Origin of the sequence: Streptomyces sp. NRRL WC-3618 (genome assembly GCF_001280005.1) — a bacterium.
Taxonomy (GTDB): domain Bacteria; phylum Actinomycetota; class Actinomycetes; order Streptomycetales; family Streptomycetaceae; genus Streptomyces.
The window spans coordinates 12,617-28,560 of record NZ_LGDW01000499.1 but is presented as its reverse complement, the minus strand read 5'-3'; the positions used below and the strand labels follow the sequence as shown (position 1 = coordinate 28,560).

Genomic DNA, 15,944 nt, shown 5'->3' with positions numbered 1-15,944 from the left:
CGACTTCGACAAGCTGATCGTCGACGTCGAGACCAAGCAGGCCATGCGTCCCCGTGACGCCATGGCGTCCGCCGGTAAGACGCTCGTCGAGCTGTTCGGCCTCGCCCGTGAGCTCAACGTCGACGCCGAGGGCATCGACATGGGCCCGTCCCCCACGGACGCCGCGCTCGCCGCCGACCTGGTGCTGCCGATCGAGGAGCTCGACCTCACCGTCCGGTCGTACAACTGCCTCAAGCGCGAGGGCGTGCACTCCGTGGGCGAGCTCGTCGCTCGCTCCGAGGCCGACCTGCTCGACATCCGCAACTTCGGTGCGAAGTCGATCGACGAGGTCAAGGCGAAGCTCGCCGACATGGGCCTGGCCCTGAAGGACAGCCCGCCCGGATTCAACCCGACCGCCGCTGCGGACGCCTTCGGTGCGGACAGCGACGCGGACGGCAGTTTCGTGGAGACCGAGCAGTACTGAGCGCCGCGCCGCGGCCGGTTCCCTGAGGAGCCGGCCATGCGGAGCGGTCGGCGACAAGTCGTCGGCTGCGTGCGTTCGCGGGGGTGAGGGTGACCTTTTGGGCACCCTCACCCCCGTTTCGTATGACGTCGTACGAGGGCTGCCGGTCCGTCAGTTGCCAGTGAGCCAACCGCACTTGAGCGCCACCCAAGAGCTTCCCTTGGAGCCGCCAAGATTGGTTCAACTTTCGATCATGATTCAGCAACCGGAACAGGCGAGCGTCGGGCCGGACATACGTTCCCTTCTGTGAACTCTGACCCCACACCCCACAGAGCCGTCCACTCGCCGCGGACGACACCCCCCGCCCGGCGTTCCCTGCTGCGTGCCGCGCTCACCGGGACCGCCGCACTCGGCACCGGCCTGGCCATCGGCGCCGAACCCGCTGCCGCCGCACCGCACATCGCAGCTCAGCGAAAGCGGCCCACCAACGCCGAGGAAGCCCTGCGGGAGCTGTCGGCGGGCAACCGTCGCTGGCGCACCTTCAAGCAGCAGCACCCCGACGAGTCCCCCACCGTCCGGCAGACACTGACGACCAGTCAGCACCCGTTCGCCCTCCTTCTCGGCTGCATCGACTCCCGGGTGTCTCCGGAGCTGGTCTTCGACCAGGGACTCGGCGATCTGATGACGATACGCAGCGCGGGCCAGGTCCTCGACGAGGCCGTGCTCGGCAGCCTCGCGTACGGCGTGCTCGAACTGGGGATCCCGCTGCTCATGGTGCTCGGCCACCAGTCGTGCGGAGCCGTGAAGGCCACGGTCCAGGCGGACCAGTCGGGCGCGCGACTGCCCGCCCACATCCAGTACCTGGCCGACCAGATCACACCGGCCATCGACCGCGGCAAAGAGGGCGACGCCCGCATCGACGCGACGATCGACGCCAACATACGGCTCATCCGCTCGCGCCTCGCCGCCGAGCCCGACCTCGCCGCCAAGGTGGACTCGGGCGCCCTGTCCATCGTGGGCGCCCGCTACGAACTGACCACCCAGCGAGTGCACCGCGTCTGCTGACGTCACACCACTCGGGGGGGGCCGTCGTGGACAACCACGGCGGCCCCCTCCGCGCGATCGGGGCCCGTGAACCCGCGTCCAGGCGATGCCACAACCGACAGCCACCGAACGTACGTCAGAATTCGACCGCCCTCGCGATGCCCACGATCCGCCTCGCGACCGGCGGTGCGGCAGCGGGTCAGTCGAGGTCTCGCGCCCGCTTGAAACGGGCGAGCCCTTCGGACAGGTCGATGATGGGGTCGGGGTAGTCGATGGCGGCGCGGTCCGGGCCACGCAGTTTCCACGGCTCGTGCACCGACGGCCCTGCCAGCGGCCGCAGTTCGGGCACCCAGCGGCGTACGTACGCGCCGTCGGGGTCGTAGCGCTTGGCCTGGGTGACGGGGTTGAGGACCCGGTTGGGCCGGGTGTCGGTGCCGGTGCCCGCCGTCCACTGCCAGTTGAGCTGGTTGTTGGCGATGTCACCGTCCACAAGGAGGTCCAGGAAGTGCCGGGCGCCGATCCGCCAGTCGACGTACAGCGTCTTGGTGAGGAAGCTCGCGGTCAGCAGGCGCCCCCGGTTGTGCATCCAGCCCTCGTGCCGCAGCTGGCGCATCGCCGCGTCGATGACGGGGTAGCCGGTGCGGCCCTCCTTCCACGCCTCGACGTCCTCCCGTGCCTGTGGTCCGGACCGCCAACTGTCGTGCCGGGTGCGGTAGTCGGAGGTGGACACGGCCGGGCGGGCCGCGAGTACCTGGCGATGGAAGTCGCGCCAGGCGAGCTGCCGTACGAAGGCTTCCGCGCCCGGTCCGCCCGCCCGGCGGGCCCGCTGGACGAGTTCGCCGGCGGAGAGGGTGCCGAAGTGCAGATGCGGGGAGAGCCGGGAGGTGGCGTCGCCCGCCAGGTCGTCGTGGCGGTCCTCGTACGCCGCCACCCCGTCGCGCAGCCACTTCGTGAGCCGTGCGCGGCCCTCGGTCTCGCCGCCGGCGGCAAGCCCCTCCGAGAGGCCCGGCAGGTCGCTGCGTGAGGGCAGGGGCTCGGATCCGACACCGTCCGGGACCCGCACCGTCCGCGGCGCCCCGAGCGGATTGCGCAGCGGCTGCCGCGACCAGTGCCGGTAGTACGGCGTGAACACGGCGAAGTGGTCCGAGCCGGCCGGGAGCACGGCCCCCGGGGCGACGGCGACGGTCACCGTGTCATGCACGTGCAGCCGTACGCCGTCCGCCTCGAGGGCGCGGCGCAGCCGGTCCTCCCGGCGGCGCGCGTGACGGCTGACGTCGGCCGCCATGTGCACCTCGAGGGCGTCGGCCTCGACGGCGACCCGGCGCACCTCGCCGACGAGGTCGCCGTGGCGCACGACCAGCCGTCCGCCCCGCTCACGCAGACCGGTGTCGAGGTCGCGCAGACAGTCGGCGAGGAAGGCCAGCCGGTTGGGTACGGCGAACCCGGCGCCGTCCACCGCCGGGTCCCGCACGAACAGCGGGACGACGGGGCCGCCGCCGTCCAGGGCCGCCCGCAGCGGCGGATGGTCGTGCAGCCGCAGGTCGGACGTGAACAGGACGACGGAGACGTTCATGGCGCGCACTCCAGAGAGCATGGAGAGGAACTGACGTGCGGATGTGCCCCGGCCGGAACCGTGGTGCCGAGACGCGGTTCATATCACCACGAAGTCGTCGGTTTCTCCTGCTTGTGGGTGCGGGATCTCCGTGATCCCGGCCCTGCTTCACGACAGACGGTCAGCAGGCTGCCCCAGCGGGTCCAGGAAGGTCAGCACGGAGGCGTCCTCTTCGATCAGCGGGACGAGGGCGGCGTTGAAAGGGCCGCCGTACGGGGCGTTCAGGTGCGCCTGGAAGGCGTCCTCGTCCCGGTACACCTCGAAGATCCAGAAGGCGCGTGGGGCGGATGCCTTGGTGTAGACGTCGAAGGCGAGGTTGCCTTCCTCCTCGCGCACCTTCAGGGCGTACTCCCCGATCATGCGGGCGACCTCGTCCCGCGCTCCCTCGCGGGCGGTGAACTCGGCGAGCAGGGTCTTCTTCATGGTCGTGTGTCCTTGTCGGTCGGGGCATCGGAAGTAGTCATCGGACTTGGTCAGCGGATGTGGTCAGCGGTCTTGCTCGTCAGGGCGGGCAGCAAGGCTTGGGCGTCACTTGTGGGCGGAGCCCAGGTGCCAGACGTCGGCCCGGTCCAGCTTCACCGAACCGTTCTCGGCGAAGACCTCGACTCCCTGGCTTGCGGGGTCGGGGAAGATCTGGTCGGTGATCGTGGCCTCGCCGCTGCCGCCGAAGGCCTCGACGGATGACCAGTCGACGAGGATCCGCAACCTCACCTTGCCGTTCTCGGCCTTCAGGGGTGCCGTCTGGACGCCGGGGAAGGTGCTGTTGAAGTCGACGGCGCCGGAGTGGGTGCGGTCGACGTACAGCTCCTGGGTCGTGGTGTCGTAGCCGATGACGGTCTCCTCGCCGTTCGCGCCCGTGCGCACCTTCAGGCCGAACCGTCGCGCGTCCTTGAGGGAGAACGTCGCCTCGATGTCGAGCGCCTTGCCCCGGGCCGCCGGGCCGATCAGAGGCCGGGAGGTGTTCTTGACGGTGATACCGGCGGCGGACGCCGGTTTCTTCTGACGTAGGGACGACACGCTGTTCACCGGTCGGCTGGTCAGCCGGACCCGGCCGTCGACCGTACGCAGGGCCATCTCCCGGGGGATGCTCTGCGCGCCGCGCCAGGGGGACGTGGGGACGGCGCCGCCGTAGTCCCAGTTGTTCATCCAGCCGATCATGTACCGCTTGCCGCCCGGATCGTCCTCCCAGGACACGGCCGCGTAGTAGTCCTTGCCGTAGTCGGCCCAGTCGGCACGCTGGACGACGGACTTCGCGGGGGCGTCGGCGGTGGTGAACCGGTCGGCGAGGAGGTGACCCCAGCCGGTGGTGTTCATGTCGACGAGCTGGATCCGCGCCTGCTTGCCGGCGTAGGGGCGCAGGTCGAAGGAGGCCCAGTCCAGGGTTTCGCTGTTGGCACCGGTGGCGCTGCGGACGACCTTGCCGTCGACGATCAGGTTGACGGCAGTCTCCTGGGAGACAGGCTGGGCCCGGGTGTCCGAGAGCATGATGTGATCGACGTTGAGGTGCCCCCAGCCGCCGCTGTTCTCGTCGACGATCTTGATCTGGGCCTTCCGGCCGGCGAGGTCCCTGACGTCCCAGGAGGCCCAGCCGAGTGCCTCGCCGTCCTGTCCGGTGGCGCTACGGACCACCTTGCCGTCGACGAGGAGTTCGACGGCGGTCGGGTTGCCGGAGCCGGCGGGGTGGTTGCCGCCCCCGATCAGGAAGTTGACGTACGTCTTGTCGATGGTGAACTCGGGCGAGGTGAGGGTGCCGGTGGTGGAGTCGCCGTTCAGGTAGCTGTCGACCAGGCCGTTTCCCCGGTAGCCGGAGACCTCCTGCTGGTCGGGAAGGGTGCCGGTGGCCGGTGCGGTGCCGAAGGCGGTGCCGGTGGTCGTCCAGTCACCGTACGTGCCGCCCTCGAAGTCGGCGAGGACCGTGCCCTCGGGCGGCGGGCCCTGCTCCAGGACGGTTCCGTCGACGTGCGGGTGCCGGCCGCCGCCCACCGTGAAGTTCAGGTACTTGCTGTCGACGGCAAAGGAGGGCGAGGTCAGCGTGCCGGTGGCGGAGTCGCCCGAGTGGAAGCTGTTGGCGAGTCCCCTGCCGTCGAACCCGTCGACCGCGCCCTGGCCCGCCAGCGCCCCGGCGGCCGGCGCCGTGCCGAACGCGGTGCCCGTCGTCGTCCACGCGCCGAAGCCGGCGCCCTCGAAGTCCTGCACCACCGTGCCGGGGGGCGGGGTGTAAGTGCCCTTGTCGTCGGCGGTGAACTTCTTGCCGTCGAAATCGCCGACGAAGTACTGGGCGGCCGAACCCCCGGCGATTCCACCGGGGTTGATGTTGACCACCAGGACCCACTTGATCTTCTTCGTGTTCCCGTCGACCGCGAGCGGGAACAGGTCGGGGCACTCCCAGACGCCGCCCGTCGCACCGGCCGGGCCGAACTCGCTCTGCTGCTTCCAGTCCTTGAGGTTCTGGGACGTGTAGAACCGCACCTTGTGCTCGGCGGACATCGACACCGTCATCAGCCAGCTCTTCGTCGGCGCGTACCACTGGACCTTGGGATCACGGAAGTCCTTGGAGCCGATGTCGATGACGGGATTGCCCCGGTACCTGGTCCAGGTTCGCCCGCGGTCGGTGCTGTAGGCGAGCGACTGCGCCTGGATGCCCGTGTCCTTGGCGTGGCTGGTGTAGATCGCCACCATGGGCGGGTTCTTTTTCGTACCGAAGCCGGTGGTGTTGTTCCGGTCGACGACCGCGCTGCCGGAGAACACCATCTCCTTGTCGTCGTGCGAGAGGGCGAGCGGCAACTGCTGCCAGTGCACGAGGTCCTTGCTCACCGCGTGGCCCCAGGACATGTCGCCCCAGGAGTCGCCGTTCGGGTTGTACTGGTAGAAGAGGTGGTACTCGCCCTCGTAGTACACGAGACCGTTGGGGTCGTTCATCCAGTTCTTCTCCGGCGTGAAGTGGAACTGGGGCCGGTAGGTCTCGGAGTACGGCGGGGTGTCGGCGGCTACGGCCTGGGGGGCGAGCGGGGCGGCGGACAGGGCGCAGACGGTCGTCACCGCCGCGATCATCCGTGTGCGGACATGCCGGGAACCTCGTCCAGAGCTCATGGTGTCTCCTGTGCTGCGGCCGTCCCTCGGGCAGAGCCTGCGGCTCGTGCGTGGCCCGGACGGAGAGTGACGCCCTGGTCGGCGCCGTCGTCCACGCCGTCGACCAGGGGTGTCAGCGTTGACTTGTGTCATCGATGACATCCAGTGGCCCGATGATGGGCGGAATCTTGACGGTGCGTCAACACTGCGGGCGGAATTGACCCGTGCGGGCCACTCGCCGCCCGGCCCGTCAAACGCCTTCGGGGGCCATCACCTGCGTCAGCTGATCGCTCCACGGCGGGTTGGGGCCGGCGACCGAGCAGGTCAGCGCCGCGACCCGGGCGGCGAACCGGCAGGCCTGCGCGACGTCGTCGACACCGAGTCCGGCCAGTCGGCCGCCGAGGAGTCCGCGTGATCCGAGGTCGTGCAGGAGACCGGCGGTGAAGGAATCCCCCGCGCCTACGGTGTCGACGACCCGTGTGGCCACCGCGGGCACCCGCAGCCGTTCGCCGTCGAGTGAGGCCAGCGCGCCGCCGGCGCCGAGCGTGATCACGACGAGCCGTACCCCCGCGGCGTGCCAGAGGTCGCACGCCTGCTCGGGCGGGGTGCCCGGCAGAAGGAGTTCCAGGTCGTCCTCGCTCAGGCGCAGGATGTCGGCGAGCGCGCACCAGTGCGCGAGCCGGGCACGGTAGACGTCGGGGTGCACCAGCAGCGGCCGGACGTTGGGATCGATGCTGATGGTGGCCCGCGGAGCCGCCGCCGCCAAAAACTCCTCCACCATCGCCCCGCCGGGCTCACGGACCAGGGCCAGCGATCCGGTGTGCACACAGGCCGATTCGGACACATCCGCCCCTGCCAGTTCCGCCGCCGTCCACTGCCAGTCGGCGGTGTTCTGCGCGTGGAACGAGAACGTGGCCTGCCCGGTGGCGTCCAGTTCCGCCACGGCCAGCGTGCTGGGTTCGGCGGCGGCGATCGCGTACGACAGGTCGACGCCGGACGCCTCCAGGTGGGCCCGGAACAGGCGGCCGAACACGTCGCCGGACAGACGCGCCAGGAAGCGGGCGGGGGTGCCGAGCCGGGCCAGGGCCACCGCCGTGTTGGCAGGTCCGCCGCCGGGCAGCACCCGTAGGGCGAGTTCGCTGGAGGCGCTTGCCGGCTCGGTGAAGGCGTCCGCGACGCACTCTCCCAGAACGGTGATCTGACGCGGGCTCATGGGCTGCTCTCTCTCGTCCTGACCGGCGGTGCGGGGGCGACGACTGCGGGCGTTGCCGATTTGTGACAGGTGGAAGGCATTGACGTTGCCTGGATCCGGAGTCCATCATCCTGGCCAGGCGGTGTCAACGATGACATAAGTCAACGATGACATCTCCGGCGGTGCTCGCTGATCCCAACCCCGTGCCGCCCGCTATCCCACAGGAGCCGATCATGTCTCGCACCACTCGCCTGTCCTCGTCCCTCCTCCGAGCCGCCGCGGTCACGGGCGTCGCGGCCCTCACCCTGACGGCCTGCGGATCCGGCTCGGGCTCCGGCTCGTCGGGCTCCGGCTCGGGCGAAGTCAAGGTCGGCCTGATCACCAAGACCGACACCAACCCGTTCTTCGTGAAGATGAAGGAGGGCGCGGAGAAGGCCGCCAAGGAGAACGGCGTCCAACTCTCCACCGCTGCGGGCAAGTTCGACGGTGACAACGCTGGGCAGGTCACCGCCATCGAGAACATGGTCGCCGCCGGCGTGAAGGGCATCCTGATCACTCCGAGCGACTCCAAGGCGATCGTGCCCGCGGTCGCGAAGGCCCGCGCCAAGGGCGTTCTGGTCATCGCCCTGGACACCCCGACCGAGCCGGAGAGCGCGGTCGACGCCCTCTTCGCCACCGACAACCTCAAGGCCGGTGAGCTGATCGGCGAGTACGCCAAGGCCGCGATGAAGGGCAAGACGGCGAAGATAGCCGCGCTCGACCTCGCGCCGGGCGTCTCCGTCGGCGTGCAGCGGCACGACGGCTTCCTCAAGGGCTTCGGCGCCACCGAGAAGGACGTCGCATGCGCCCAGGACACCGGCGGCGACCAGTCCAAGGGCCAGACGGCGATGGAGAACTGCCTCCAGAAGGAGCCGGGCATCAACGTCGTCTACACCATCAACGAGCCGGCGGCCCTGGGCGCGTACACCGCGCTGAAGGCCAAGGGCCGGGAGAAGGACGTCCTGATCGTCTCCGTCGACGGCGGCTGCACCGGCACCCAGGCCGTCAAGGACGGCAAGATCGCCGCGACGTCGCAGCAGTACCCGCTGAAGATGGCCGCCGAGGGCGTCAAGGCCGTCGTGACGTACGCCAAGGACGGCAAGAAGGCGTCCGGTTACACCGACACCGGCGTCACGCTGATCACCGACAAGGCGCAGGACGGGGTCACGTCGAAGGACACCGCCTACGGCCTGGAGAACTGCTGGGGCTGAGCGGGCCGCTCCGCTGGGGGGCGCGGTGTTTTGCTGCGGGCCCGGTGGGGGCTGGTCTCGCCCGCGCGGCGGCGCCGCATATCGGCACAGCCCCGCGCCCCTGTCGGGGGCGCTGTCGCGCCACCCGACTTCGCCAGAACCGCCTCGTTCCCCCGTCCGCCGACAAGGACATCTGTCTTCCGACAAGGACTTCGCATGACAGCCACGACCACGCCGTACTCGGAGCTCAAAGCACCGACCACGGCTCGCAGACTGCTCACGGCGCCGACCACCGGACCCCTGGTCGCCCTCCTCCTGGCCTGCGCCTTCTTCTCCTTCTCGACCGATCAGTTCCTGACCGGCGGGAACTTCTCGCTGATCGTGCAGCAGGTCATGGTCGTGGGCACCCTCGCCATCGGCCAGACCCTGATCATCCTGACCGCGGGCATCGACCTGTCGTGCGGCGCCGTGATGGCGTTCGGCAGCATCGTGATCGCCAAGATGGCCGCCGAGGGCTCGCTGCCCCCGCTCCTGGCCATCGCCCTGGGCCTGGTGGTCTGCGGTGGGTTCGGGCTGCTCAACGGGCTGCTCGTGCAGAAGATCCCGCTGCCGCCGTTCATCGTCACCCTCGGCATGCTCAACGTGGCGTTCGCGCTGACCCACATCTACTCCGCGGAGCAGACGGTCACCAATCTGCCCGGGTCGCTGACCGCCCTCGGGGAGACCTTCCCGCTGGGCCACACGGACATCACGTACGGCTCCCTCGTCACCATCGCCCTGTTCCTCCTCCTCGCCTACGCGCTGAGCAACACCGGCTGGGGCCGCCACGTCTACGCCCTGGGCAACAGCGCTGAGGCAGCCCGGCTGAACGGCATCCGGACCTCCCGCCTCACCATCGGCATCTACACCGTGGCCGGCCTGCTGTACGGCATCGCCGCCCTGCTGCTCATCTCCCGCACCGGCGTGGGCGATCCGCAGGCCGGGCAGACCGACAACCTCGACAGCATCACCGCCGTGGTCCTCGGCGGCACCAGCCTCTTCGGCGGCCGTGGCTCGGTGCTGGGCACCTTCATCGGCGTCCTCATCGTCGGGGTGTTCCGCAACGGCCTCCAGTTGATGGGCGTCGCCTCCATCTACCAGACCCTGATCACCGGCGTCCTGGTGATCCTCGCGGTGACCGTCGACCAGCTCTCCCGGAAGAAGGCCCGATGAGCGCCACCTCCTCCCCCACGCCCGTGCTGCAGGCCCGTGGCCTGGTCAAGCGATACGGCCAGGTCACCGCCATCGACGGCGCCGACTTCGATCTGCTGCCCGGCGAGGTCCTCGCGGTCATCGGCGACAACGGCGCCGGCAAGACCAGCCTCATCAAGGCCCTCACCGGCGCACTGACCCCCGACGCGGGCGAGATACGTCTGAACGGTGAGCCCATCACCTTCTCCGGGCCCCAGAGCGCCCGCGCCCACGGCATCGAGACGGTGTATCAGGACCTCGCCGTGGCCGCCTCGATGGACATCGCCTCGAACGTGTTCCTCGGGCGGGAGCTGCGCCGTCCCGGTGTCCTCGGCAGTGTCTTCCGCATGCTCGACAAGAAGCGCATGCGCCAGGAGGCCGCCGAGCACATGGCCGACCTGAAGATCGGCCTGCGCTCGCTGACGCAGTCGGTGGAGACGCTCTCCGGCGGACAGCGCCAGGCCGTGGCGGTCGCCCGCTCCGTGGCTTGGGCCAGCAGTGTCGTCGTCATGGACGAACCCACCGCCGCGCTCGGCGTCAAGGAGTCCGGCCAGGTTCTCGACCTGATCCGCCGGGTCCGGGACAAGGGCATGCCGGTCGTCCTGATCAGCCACAACATGCCGCACGTCTTTGAGATCGCCGACCGCATCCACGTGCACCGCCTCGGCCGGCGCGCCGCCGTGATCAAGCCCTCCGACTACTCGATGGCCGAGGTCGTCGCCATCATGACCGGCGCTCTCACCGTCGACGAGGCCGGAGATACTGTCGTAGCGGATTCGGAGGCCGCCAAGGCCGCCGGAGTCCAGGCCACCTGACAGCACGACACCCGCTCTCGTAGTTTCCGGCCGAGGCCGCGGCCGGAACCGAGAGCCCTCAGGAGACGGTTTCCTCCATGGCAGCGAACCGCCGCCCCACCCTGGCCGACGTCGCCCGCGAAGTCGGTGTCAGCGCCAAGACGGTCTCCCGAGTCCTCAACGAGGACGGGCCCGCCTCCGCGCAGACCAGGGAACAGGTACTGGCCGCAGTGGCCAAGCTCGGCTTCCAGCCGAACCTGATGGCCCGCAACATCCGTGTCGGCGGTCCCGACACCACCATCGGCCTGGTCATTCCCGACCTCGCCAACCCCTTCTTCGGAGCCGTCGCCCGCGCCATCGAGGACACCGTCCGCGAACGCGGACTGACCCTCCTCATGGGCTCCTCCGCGGACGCTCCCGATCGTGAACGGGCCCTGACGGACAAGTTCCTGGCCCGCCGCGTCAGCATCCTGATGGTCGTCCCGTCCGTCGGCGCCGACCACTCCCACCTCAGGTCCCACCGTACGGCGGGACTGCCCGTGATCTTCCTCGACCGACCTGGAGTCGGTCTCGCCACGGACTGCATCGTCAGCTCCAACCGGGCCGGCGCCCACGACGGCGTCGCCCACCTCGTCGCCCACGGGCACCGGCGCATCGGCTTCGTCGGTGATCTGCCCCCGAAGCTGTACACGCGTCGCGAACGGCTGGCCGGCTACCGCTCCGCGCTCCAGGAAGCCGACATCCCCTACGACCGCTCGCTCGTCACCAACGCCCACGACCAGCAGGGCGCCGAGACCGCGACCTCCCGGCTCCTCGACCTGGCCGATCCCCCGACCGCCCTGTTCGCCGGCAACAACATCATGACGTTCGGCATAGTCGCCGAACTGGCCCGCAGCAAGCGCAAGGACGTCGCCGTCGTCGCCTTCGACGAGGTGGCGCTCGCCGAGGCGCTCGAGCCGGCCCTGACCGTCGTCGCCCAGGACGCGGAGGAACTGGGCAGAACAGCGGCGGCCACCGCACTGGCCCGTCTGGACGGGGACCGCTCCCGGGCCCGGACCATCACCGTCGCCACCCGCCTGATCACCCGGGGCTCGGGCGAACTCCCCGCCCCCGCGCTGCAGGAGGCGTGAACGGCACGCCCGCTGCCGCGATGAGTTCCGGCGGGTTCGCGAGTCTCATCCGCTGAGCGTCGTACGACGCCGTACGGCGCTGCCCGGCACAAGACTCCACGGAGGACACCATGACGACCACACCGAGTGACCCGACCGCCGCGCTGCCCGGCCGCCCGCCCGTCGTCGATCTGGCCGCCTGGCAGGCCGCCCGGGACGAGCTGCTGCTCCGCGAGAAGGCCCACACCCGCGCGGGCGACGCCCTCGCCGCGGCCCGCCGCCGACTGCCGATGGTGGAGTTCGACGGGACGGCCGAGGTCGTCGGACCCGACGGACCCGTCCCGTTCCTGGACCTGTTCCAGGGACGCGACGAGCTCGTCGTCTACAAGCACATGTGGTACGACGGCGCGCCGCACCAGGGGCAGTGCGAGGGCTGCACCACCACGGCCTGGCATCTGAGGGACGCCGTCTACCTCAACGCCCGGGGCGTCTCGTTCGCCGTCCTCACCACGGGCCGCTGGGAAGAGGTGGCCTCCTACGTCGAGTTCATGGGCTACACCCAGCCCTGGTACTCGGTGCGCGACGCGGACGCGCCGGTCGGCGGCGAGATGGGTCACCTCACCTCCTTCCTGCGCGACGGCGACCGCGTGTTCCTCACCTACTCCACGACGGGCCGTGGCAACGAGCCGGTCAACGGGTCCCTCGCGCTGCTCGACATGACGCCCTACGGCCGCGGCGAGGCGTGGGAGGACAAGCCGGAGGGTTGGCCCGAGGGGCACAGCGCGTGCTGGACCTGGCGCTCGGACGCGGCCGGGAACGCCGCCTGGGGCCCGACCAGCCGCCCCGTACCCCAGTGGACGCGCCCCGGCGCGACCCCTGTGCGGACCCTCGGCCGGCAGGGTCACCACCACTGACGGCCCGCGTCGGCGGCGTGCGCGGCTGCCCGCGGCCGGAGCCGCGGACGGCCCGGGCGCGGCCGCGCCTGCGGATGAGGCCACGACCGCAGGCACGTCGTACGGTGCGCGCCGGGTCTCTAGCCACAACCAACTGTTGCTGGGATTTCAGTGACGGTGAGGGGCCGACGCCGGCGGAGTGGGCGCACGCGCACGGCACGCAGATGGGACAGCCGGTGCTGCTGCGGGCCGATGGTTGGTCGGTGCCGGAGGTCAACGGGTTCTTCGCCTCAGCGCGGATGCGTAACGCGAGCGCGGGCACGCGGAGGAAGTACGCCTTTGCGGTAGCGGTCTGGCTGGGGTTCCTTGATGCGGCGGGCCGGGCTTGGCACGACGCCGGCGAAGAGGACGTCACCGGGTTCAGTTCTGGCGGATGACTGACGAGGCGAGAGTCTGTGCCTGACGCCCCTAGGTCAACGTCGACTCCGCCACCAAGTCGGACAGTACATCCCACGATCGTGTCCCACCGGGAACCCATCCATGCCACGCGCCGGCTCCGGCTACCTCCAGCCGGCGCAGCTCGACAGTCAGCGGGCGATTGAGATCGCGAAGGGTGTGAATCCGGTGGAACGGATGACGTGAGGTACGAACAGGATCGCGGCCTCTGTGGCGCGGGCGGTCCGGATCCCGCCGAGGTCGGTGATCCATTCCTTTTGCCAGCCGAGGTCGGTGAGCAGTTCGCGGACGCTCTGCTTGGCCTGCGCGTCCTCGCCGGAGAGGAACACAGTCGGTGTCTGGGCGAGCGTGTCCGGCGAGGTCATCACCGGGAAGAGCATGGTGTTGAGTGTCTTGACGACGCGCGTTTCGGGGAGCGCCTTCTGGAGCTGTTCGGCCAGGCTCGAGCCGGGGTAGATCAGATCGGCGGGCAGTCCGTCCGGTCCGTCGGTGGTGGCGTTGGAGACGTCGACGAGGATCTTGTCCCGGAGTTCTTCGCGCAGAGCGGCGAGCCGGTCCAGCGAGCCGGCGCCCGGGGTGGCGTTGATGACGATCCGGGCAGTCCGGGCGGCGTCGGCGGCGGTGCCCGGCGTGCGGTCCGCCACTGTCACTTCGTGTCCTGCCCGGGCGAGGGCTGCGGCCAGGTTGCCGCCGACGCGGCCGTTTCCGAGAACTGCGATCTTGGTCATGATGATCTGGTCCTTCCGTGGGCGTGCGGGTTGTAGTGCGCGGTCAGCGCGAGAGCGTGGACACGGCCTCGGCGTGGACGCCCGGCGCGGCGGCCACAAAGCTCTGGCTCTGGGGGGTCCAGGGGCGGCCTTCGGCGTCGGAGATCCGTCCGCCGGCCTCGGTGACGAGCAGCGCTCCGGGAAGCAGGTCCGCGCGGGCGCCGGCGAACTGCCAGAAGGCGTCGATCCGGCCGGCGGCTACGTTCAGCAGGTGCAGGGTCGCGGGCACGGCGACGCGGACGACGAGCGCGTCGAAGAGCATCGCGGTGATCGAGGAGCCGACCCGCCGCACGACCTTTTCGTCCTCGTCCGGCCGGGCCTGGCTGGTGGCCACGATGCTCAGGCCGAGGTCGGCGGTCTGGGAGACGTGCAGCGGCCGGCCGTCGAGGTGGGCGCCCGCGCCGGTGAGCGCGGTGTAGGTCTCGCCGGTCAACGGCAGGTGCACTGCGGTGAGCACCGGCTGATTCTCCCGCACGAGGGTGGCGGTCACCGCCCACTCCGGCAGGGCGTGCAGGTGGTTGACGTTGCCCTCGGCCGGATCCACGACCCACCACTCGCCGGCCGGCAGCGCCCCGCCGTCCAGTTCGTCCTCCACCCAGCCGGCCTGCGGACGCAGGCTCGTGAGACGGGGACGCAGGATGTCGAGAGCCGCGTCGTCGTTGACGGCCAGCGCGCGCATCAGCTCTTCGCGGCTCTGGTAGCGGACCACCTCGCCGAAGCGCTCGCGCAGCGCCGAACCCGCCTCACGCACGGCGATCGCGGTCTGGGCGAGCAGGTCGGCGTCGGAGGCGGCGACGTCGGTGGTCTGAAGCGTTTCGGACATGGCGGTATTCCCGTCTGAGGAGGGGTGCTGAGGCCGGTCGAGGGCCGAACTGCGCGTTACTTCTTGCGCTTTCGCCTCAACGGTAGGCAGCCCGGCGATTAACTTCAAATGCATGTCAGGCACGGTTAGAATTACTCACATGCAATTGGATTTGAACCTGCTCGCCGCGCTCGACGCGCTGCTGGAGGAGGGCAGTGTGGCCGGGGCGGCGGCGCGCCTGCACGTCACCGCCCCCGCGATGAGCCGGAGTCTGGGCCGGATCCGGCGCACGACCGGGGATCAGATCCTCGTGCGCACCGGCCGCACGATGACCCCGACGCCGTATGCGATCGCCGTCCGGGAACAGGTGCACGAGCTGCTGCACCAGGTCCAGGGGGTGCTGGCACCGAGCCGTGAACTCGATCTGGCAACGCTCGAGCGCACGTTCACACTCCGCTGGCACGATTCCCTCGTCGCCTTGAGTGGCCCCGCACTGCTCGCGGCCGTGCGCGGACAGGCGCCAGGCGTGCGACTGCGCTTCGTCGCGGAATCGAGCATCGACACCCCCGAGTTGCGGCGCGGCGAGGTCGACCTGGAGGCGAACTCCAACCGCCCGAGCGCACCGGACATCCGTGCCGAGAACGTGGGCGAGACCCGCCTCGTCGTCGTCGCGAGGCAGGGGCACCCCCTCACCCGCGTCAGGACCCTCACCGCACAGCAGTACGCCGACGCTGAACACGTCACCGTCTCGCGACGTGGAAACCTCACCAACGCCATCGACGACGCCCTCGCCCGGCTCGGCCTCACCCGCCGTGTGGTGGCGACCGCGCCCACGGAAGGGGCCGCTCTGGAGTTCGCGCGCGGCTCCGACATCCTGATCAGCGTCCCCGAAGCCACCACGCGGTCAGCGGTCGCCGACCTCGGCCTGGTCGTGCTCCCCCTCCCGCTCGAACTGCCGTCGGCACCGATATACCTGTCATGGCATCAGCGCTACGACACCGATCACGCCCACGCCTGGCTCCGCGGACTGGCGCGAACCGCGCTGGCCCTGTGAGGAGCGTCGTAGTCGGCGCCGTGGCTGCGTCACTCATGCGTCCACGGTCCACGCGACCACCACGGCGATCTGCTTGAACGTCAGCAGCGGCTTGTCCGTGCGGGTGCTGGCCGTGGAGGCGGCTCACAATCGCGGCTCGCCGGTGTGCAGATCAATCTCACCGGGATTTCCTGTACCTCAACTACTTTCCAGGAGTCGGGCGTTCACTGGCACAGGACCTACCGCCCTCAAGCCATAACCAGGGCGAGTTC

15 protein-coding genes are annotated in these 15,944 nt (G+C 70.0%); 9 read left to right on the top strand and 6 right to left on the bottom strand.

The features are described 5' to 3' along the window. Together ADL01_RS40785 and ADL01_RS40780 are read left to right on the top strand one after the other, a co-directional pair. Window positions 1-463, top strand: a 463-nt coding sequence (locus tag ADL01_RS40785) for a DNA-directed RNA polymerase subunit alpha C-terminal domain-containing protein (protein ID WP_324614660.1), incomplete at its 5' end; no start/stop codon positions are given. Between the two features lie 285 nt (window positions 464-748). Next, complete coding sequence (locus tag ADL01_RS40780) at window positions 749-1,507, top strand: carbonic anhydrase (RefSeq protein WP_053747157.1); 759 nt, start codon at window positions 749-751, stop codon at window positions 1,505-1,507. A 178-nt stretch (window positions 1,508-1,685) separates the two neighbouring features. Here ADL01_RS40780 and ADL01_RS40775 read toward each other — a convergent pair whose 3' ends face one another. The 4 genes from ADL01_RS40775 to ADL01_RS40760 all read right to left on the bottom strand — a co-directional run bounded on the left by ADL01_RS40775 (window position 1,686) and on the right by ADL01_RS40760 (window position 7,380). Further along, complete coding sequence (locus tag ADL01_RS40775) at window positions 1,686-3,059, bottom strand: cryptochrome/photolyase family protein (protein ID WP_053747156.1); 1,374 nt, start codon at window positions 3,057-3,059, stop codon at window positions 1,686-1,688. 147 nt (window positions 3,060-3,206) lie between these two features. Then, entirely contained in the window at window positions 3,207-3,521 is a 315-nt protein-coding gene (locus tag ADL01_RS40770; protein WP_053747155.1) for a putative quinol monooxygenase, read from the bottom strand. Window positions 3,522-3,626: 105 nt separating this feature from the next. After that, the gene (locus ADL01_RS40765; RefSeq protein ID WP_053747154.1) at window positions 3,627-6,188 is read right to left on the bottom strand and encodes a glycoside hydrolase family 32 protein; all 2,562 of its coding nucleotides are present in this window, start codon (window positions 6,186-6,188) and stop codon (window positions 3,627-3,629) included. Window positions 6,189-6,417: 229 nt separating this feature from the next. Next, window positions 6,418-7,380 (bottom strand): carbohydrate kinase family protein, encoded by a 963-nt coding sequence (locus tag ADL01_RS40760; protein ID WP_053747153.1) that lies wholly within the window; start codon window positions 7,378-7,380, stop codon window positions 6,418-6,420. Between the two features lie 212 nt (window positions 7,381-7,592). Here ADL01_RS40760 and ADL01_RS40755 point away from each other — a divergent pair, with 212 nt between their 5' ends. From ADL01_RS40755 to ADL01_RS40730, 6 genes are all read left to right on the top strand, one after another. After that, on the top strand, window positions 7,593-8,609 hold the full coding sequence (locus ADL01_RS40755; protein ID WP_053747152.1) for a sugar ABC transporter substrate-binding protein: 1,017 nt from the start codon (window positions 7,593-7,595) through the stop codon (window positions 8,607-8,609). Window positions 8,610-8,804: 195 nt separating this feature from the next. Continuing rightward, complete coding sequence (locus ADL01_RS40750; protein WP_053747151.1) at window positions 8,805-9,800, top strand: ABC transporter permease; 996 nt, start codon at window positions 8,805-8,807, stop codon at window positions 9,798-9,800. Further along, entirely contained in the window at window positions 9,797-10,633 is an 837-nt protein-coding gene (locus ADL01_RS40745) for an ATP-binding cassette domain-containing protein (protein ID WP_053747150.1), read from the top strand. The genes ADL01_RS40750 and ADL01_RS40745 overlap by 4 nt, the downstream gene beginning before the upstream one ends. A 77-nt stretch (window positions 10,634-10,710) precedes the next feature. Beyond that, window positions 10,711-11,742, top strand: a complete 1,032-nt coding sequence (locus ADL01_RS40740; protein WP_053747149.1) for a LacI family DNA-binding transcriptional regulator — start codon at window positions 10,711-10,713, stop codon at window positions 11,740-11,742. 110 nt (window positions 11,743-11,852) lie between these two features. Beyond that, window positions 11,853-12,635: a DUF899 domain-containing protein gene (locus ADL01_RS40735; RefSeq protein WP_053747148.1), complete on the top strand. Its 783-nt coding sequence runs from the start codon at window positions 11,853-11,855 to the stop codon at window positions 12,633-12,635. Between the two features lie 203 nt (window positions 12,636-12,838). Further along, entirely contained in the window at window positions 12,839-13,051 is a 213-nt protein-coding gene (locus tag ADL01_RS40730) for a hypothetical protein (RefSeq protein WP_053747147.1), read from the top strand. Between the two features lie 150 nt (window positions 13,052-13,201). On the opposite strand, the gene ADL01_RS40725 is transcribed toward ADL01_RS40730, so the two are convergent. Both ADL01_RS40725 and ADL01_RS40720 read right to left on the bottom strand, forming a co-directional pair. Then, a complete protein-coding gene (locus tag ADL01_RS40725; RefSeq protein ID WP_053747146.1) occupies window positions 13,202-13,798 on the bottom strand; it encodes an NADPH-dependent F420 reductase in 597 nt (198 codons plus the stop codon). A gap of 43 nt (window positions 13,799-13,841) precedes the next feature. After that, the gene (locus ADL01_RS40720) at window positions 13,842-14,660 is read right to left on the bottom strand and encodes a 3'(2'),5'-bisphosphate nucleotidase CysQ (RefSeq protein ID WP_053747145.1); all 819 of its coding nucleotides are present in this window, start codon (window positions 14,658-14,660) and stop codon (window positions 13,842-13,844) included. 139 nt (window positions 14,661-14,799) lie between these two features. Between ADL01_RS40720 and ADL01_RS40715 the strand changes: the two genes are divergently transcribed. Continuing rightward, on the top strand, window positions 14,800-15,693 hold the full coding sequence (locus ADL01_RS40715) for a LysR family transcriptional regulator (protein ID WP_053747144.1): 894 nt from the start codon (window positions 14,800-14,802) through the stop codon (window positions 15,691-15,693). The last annotated feature ends 251 nt before the right edge of the window (window positions 15,694-15,944 follow it).

What these genes read in the sequence shown, in the direction of transcription:
- ADL01_RS40755 (WP_053747152.1), top strand. Translation starts at nt 7,593, where the DNA reads ATGTCTCGCACCACTCGCCTGTCCTCGTCCCTCCTCCGAGCCGCCGCG.
- ADL01_RS40750 (WP_053747151.1), top strand. Translation starts at nt 8,805, where the DNA reads ATGACAGCCACGACCACGCCGTACTCGGAGCTCAAAGCACCGACCACG.
- ADL01_RS40715 (WP_053747144.1), top strand. Translation starts at nt 14,800, where the DNA reads ATGCAATTGGATTTGAACCTGCTCGCCGCGCTCGACGCGCTGCTGGAG.
- ADL01_RS40735 (WP_053747148.1), top strand. Translation starts at nt 11,853, where the DNA reads ATGACGACCACACCGAGTGACCCGACCGCCGCGCTGCCCGGCCGCCCG.
- ADL01_RS40770 (WP_053747155.1), bottom strand. Translation starts at nt 3,521, where the DNA reads ATGAAGAAGACCCTGCTCGCCGAGTTCACCGCCCGCGAGGGAGCGCGG.
- ADL01_RS40740 (WP_053747149.1), top strand. Translation starts at nt 10,711, where the DNA reads ATGGCAGCGAACCGCCGCCCCACCCTGGCCGACGTCGCCCGCGAAGTC.
- ADL01_RS40775 (WP_053747156.1), bottom strand. Translation starts at nt 3,059, where the DNA reads ATGAACGTCTCCGTCGTCCTGTTCACGTCCGACCTGCGGCTGCACGAC.
- ADL01_RS40760 (WP_053747153.1), bottom strand. Translation starts at nt 7,380, where the DNA reads ATGAGCCCGCGTCAGATCACCGTTCTGGGAGAGTGCGTCGCGGACGCC.
- ADL01_RS40720 (WP_053747145.1), bottom strand. Translation starts at nt 14,660, where the DNA reads ATGTCCGAAACGCTTCAGACCACCGACGTCGCCGCCTCCGACGCCGAC.
- ADL01_RS40745 (WP_053747150.1), top strand. Translation starts at nt 9,797, where the DNA reads ATGAGCGCCACCTCCTCCCCCACGCCCGTGCTGCAGGCCCGTGGCCTG.
- ADL01_RS40725 (WP_053747146.1), bottom strand. Translation starts at nt 13,798, where the DNA reads ATGACCAAGATCGCAGTTCTCGGAAACGGCCGCGTCGGCGGCAACCTG.
- ADL01_RS40730 (WP_053747147.1), top strand. Translation starts at nt 12,839, where the DNA reads ATGGGACAGCCGGTGCTGCTGCGGGCCGATGGTTGGTCGGTGCCGGAG.
- ADL01_RS40765 (WP_053747154.1), bottom strand. Translation starts at nt 6,188, where the DNA reads ATGAGCTCTGGACGAGGTTCCCGGCATGTCCGCACACGGATGATCGCG.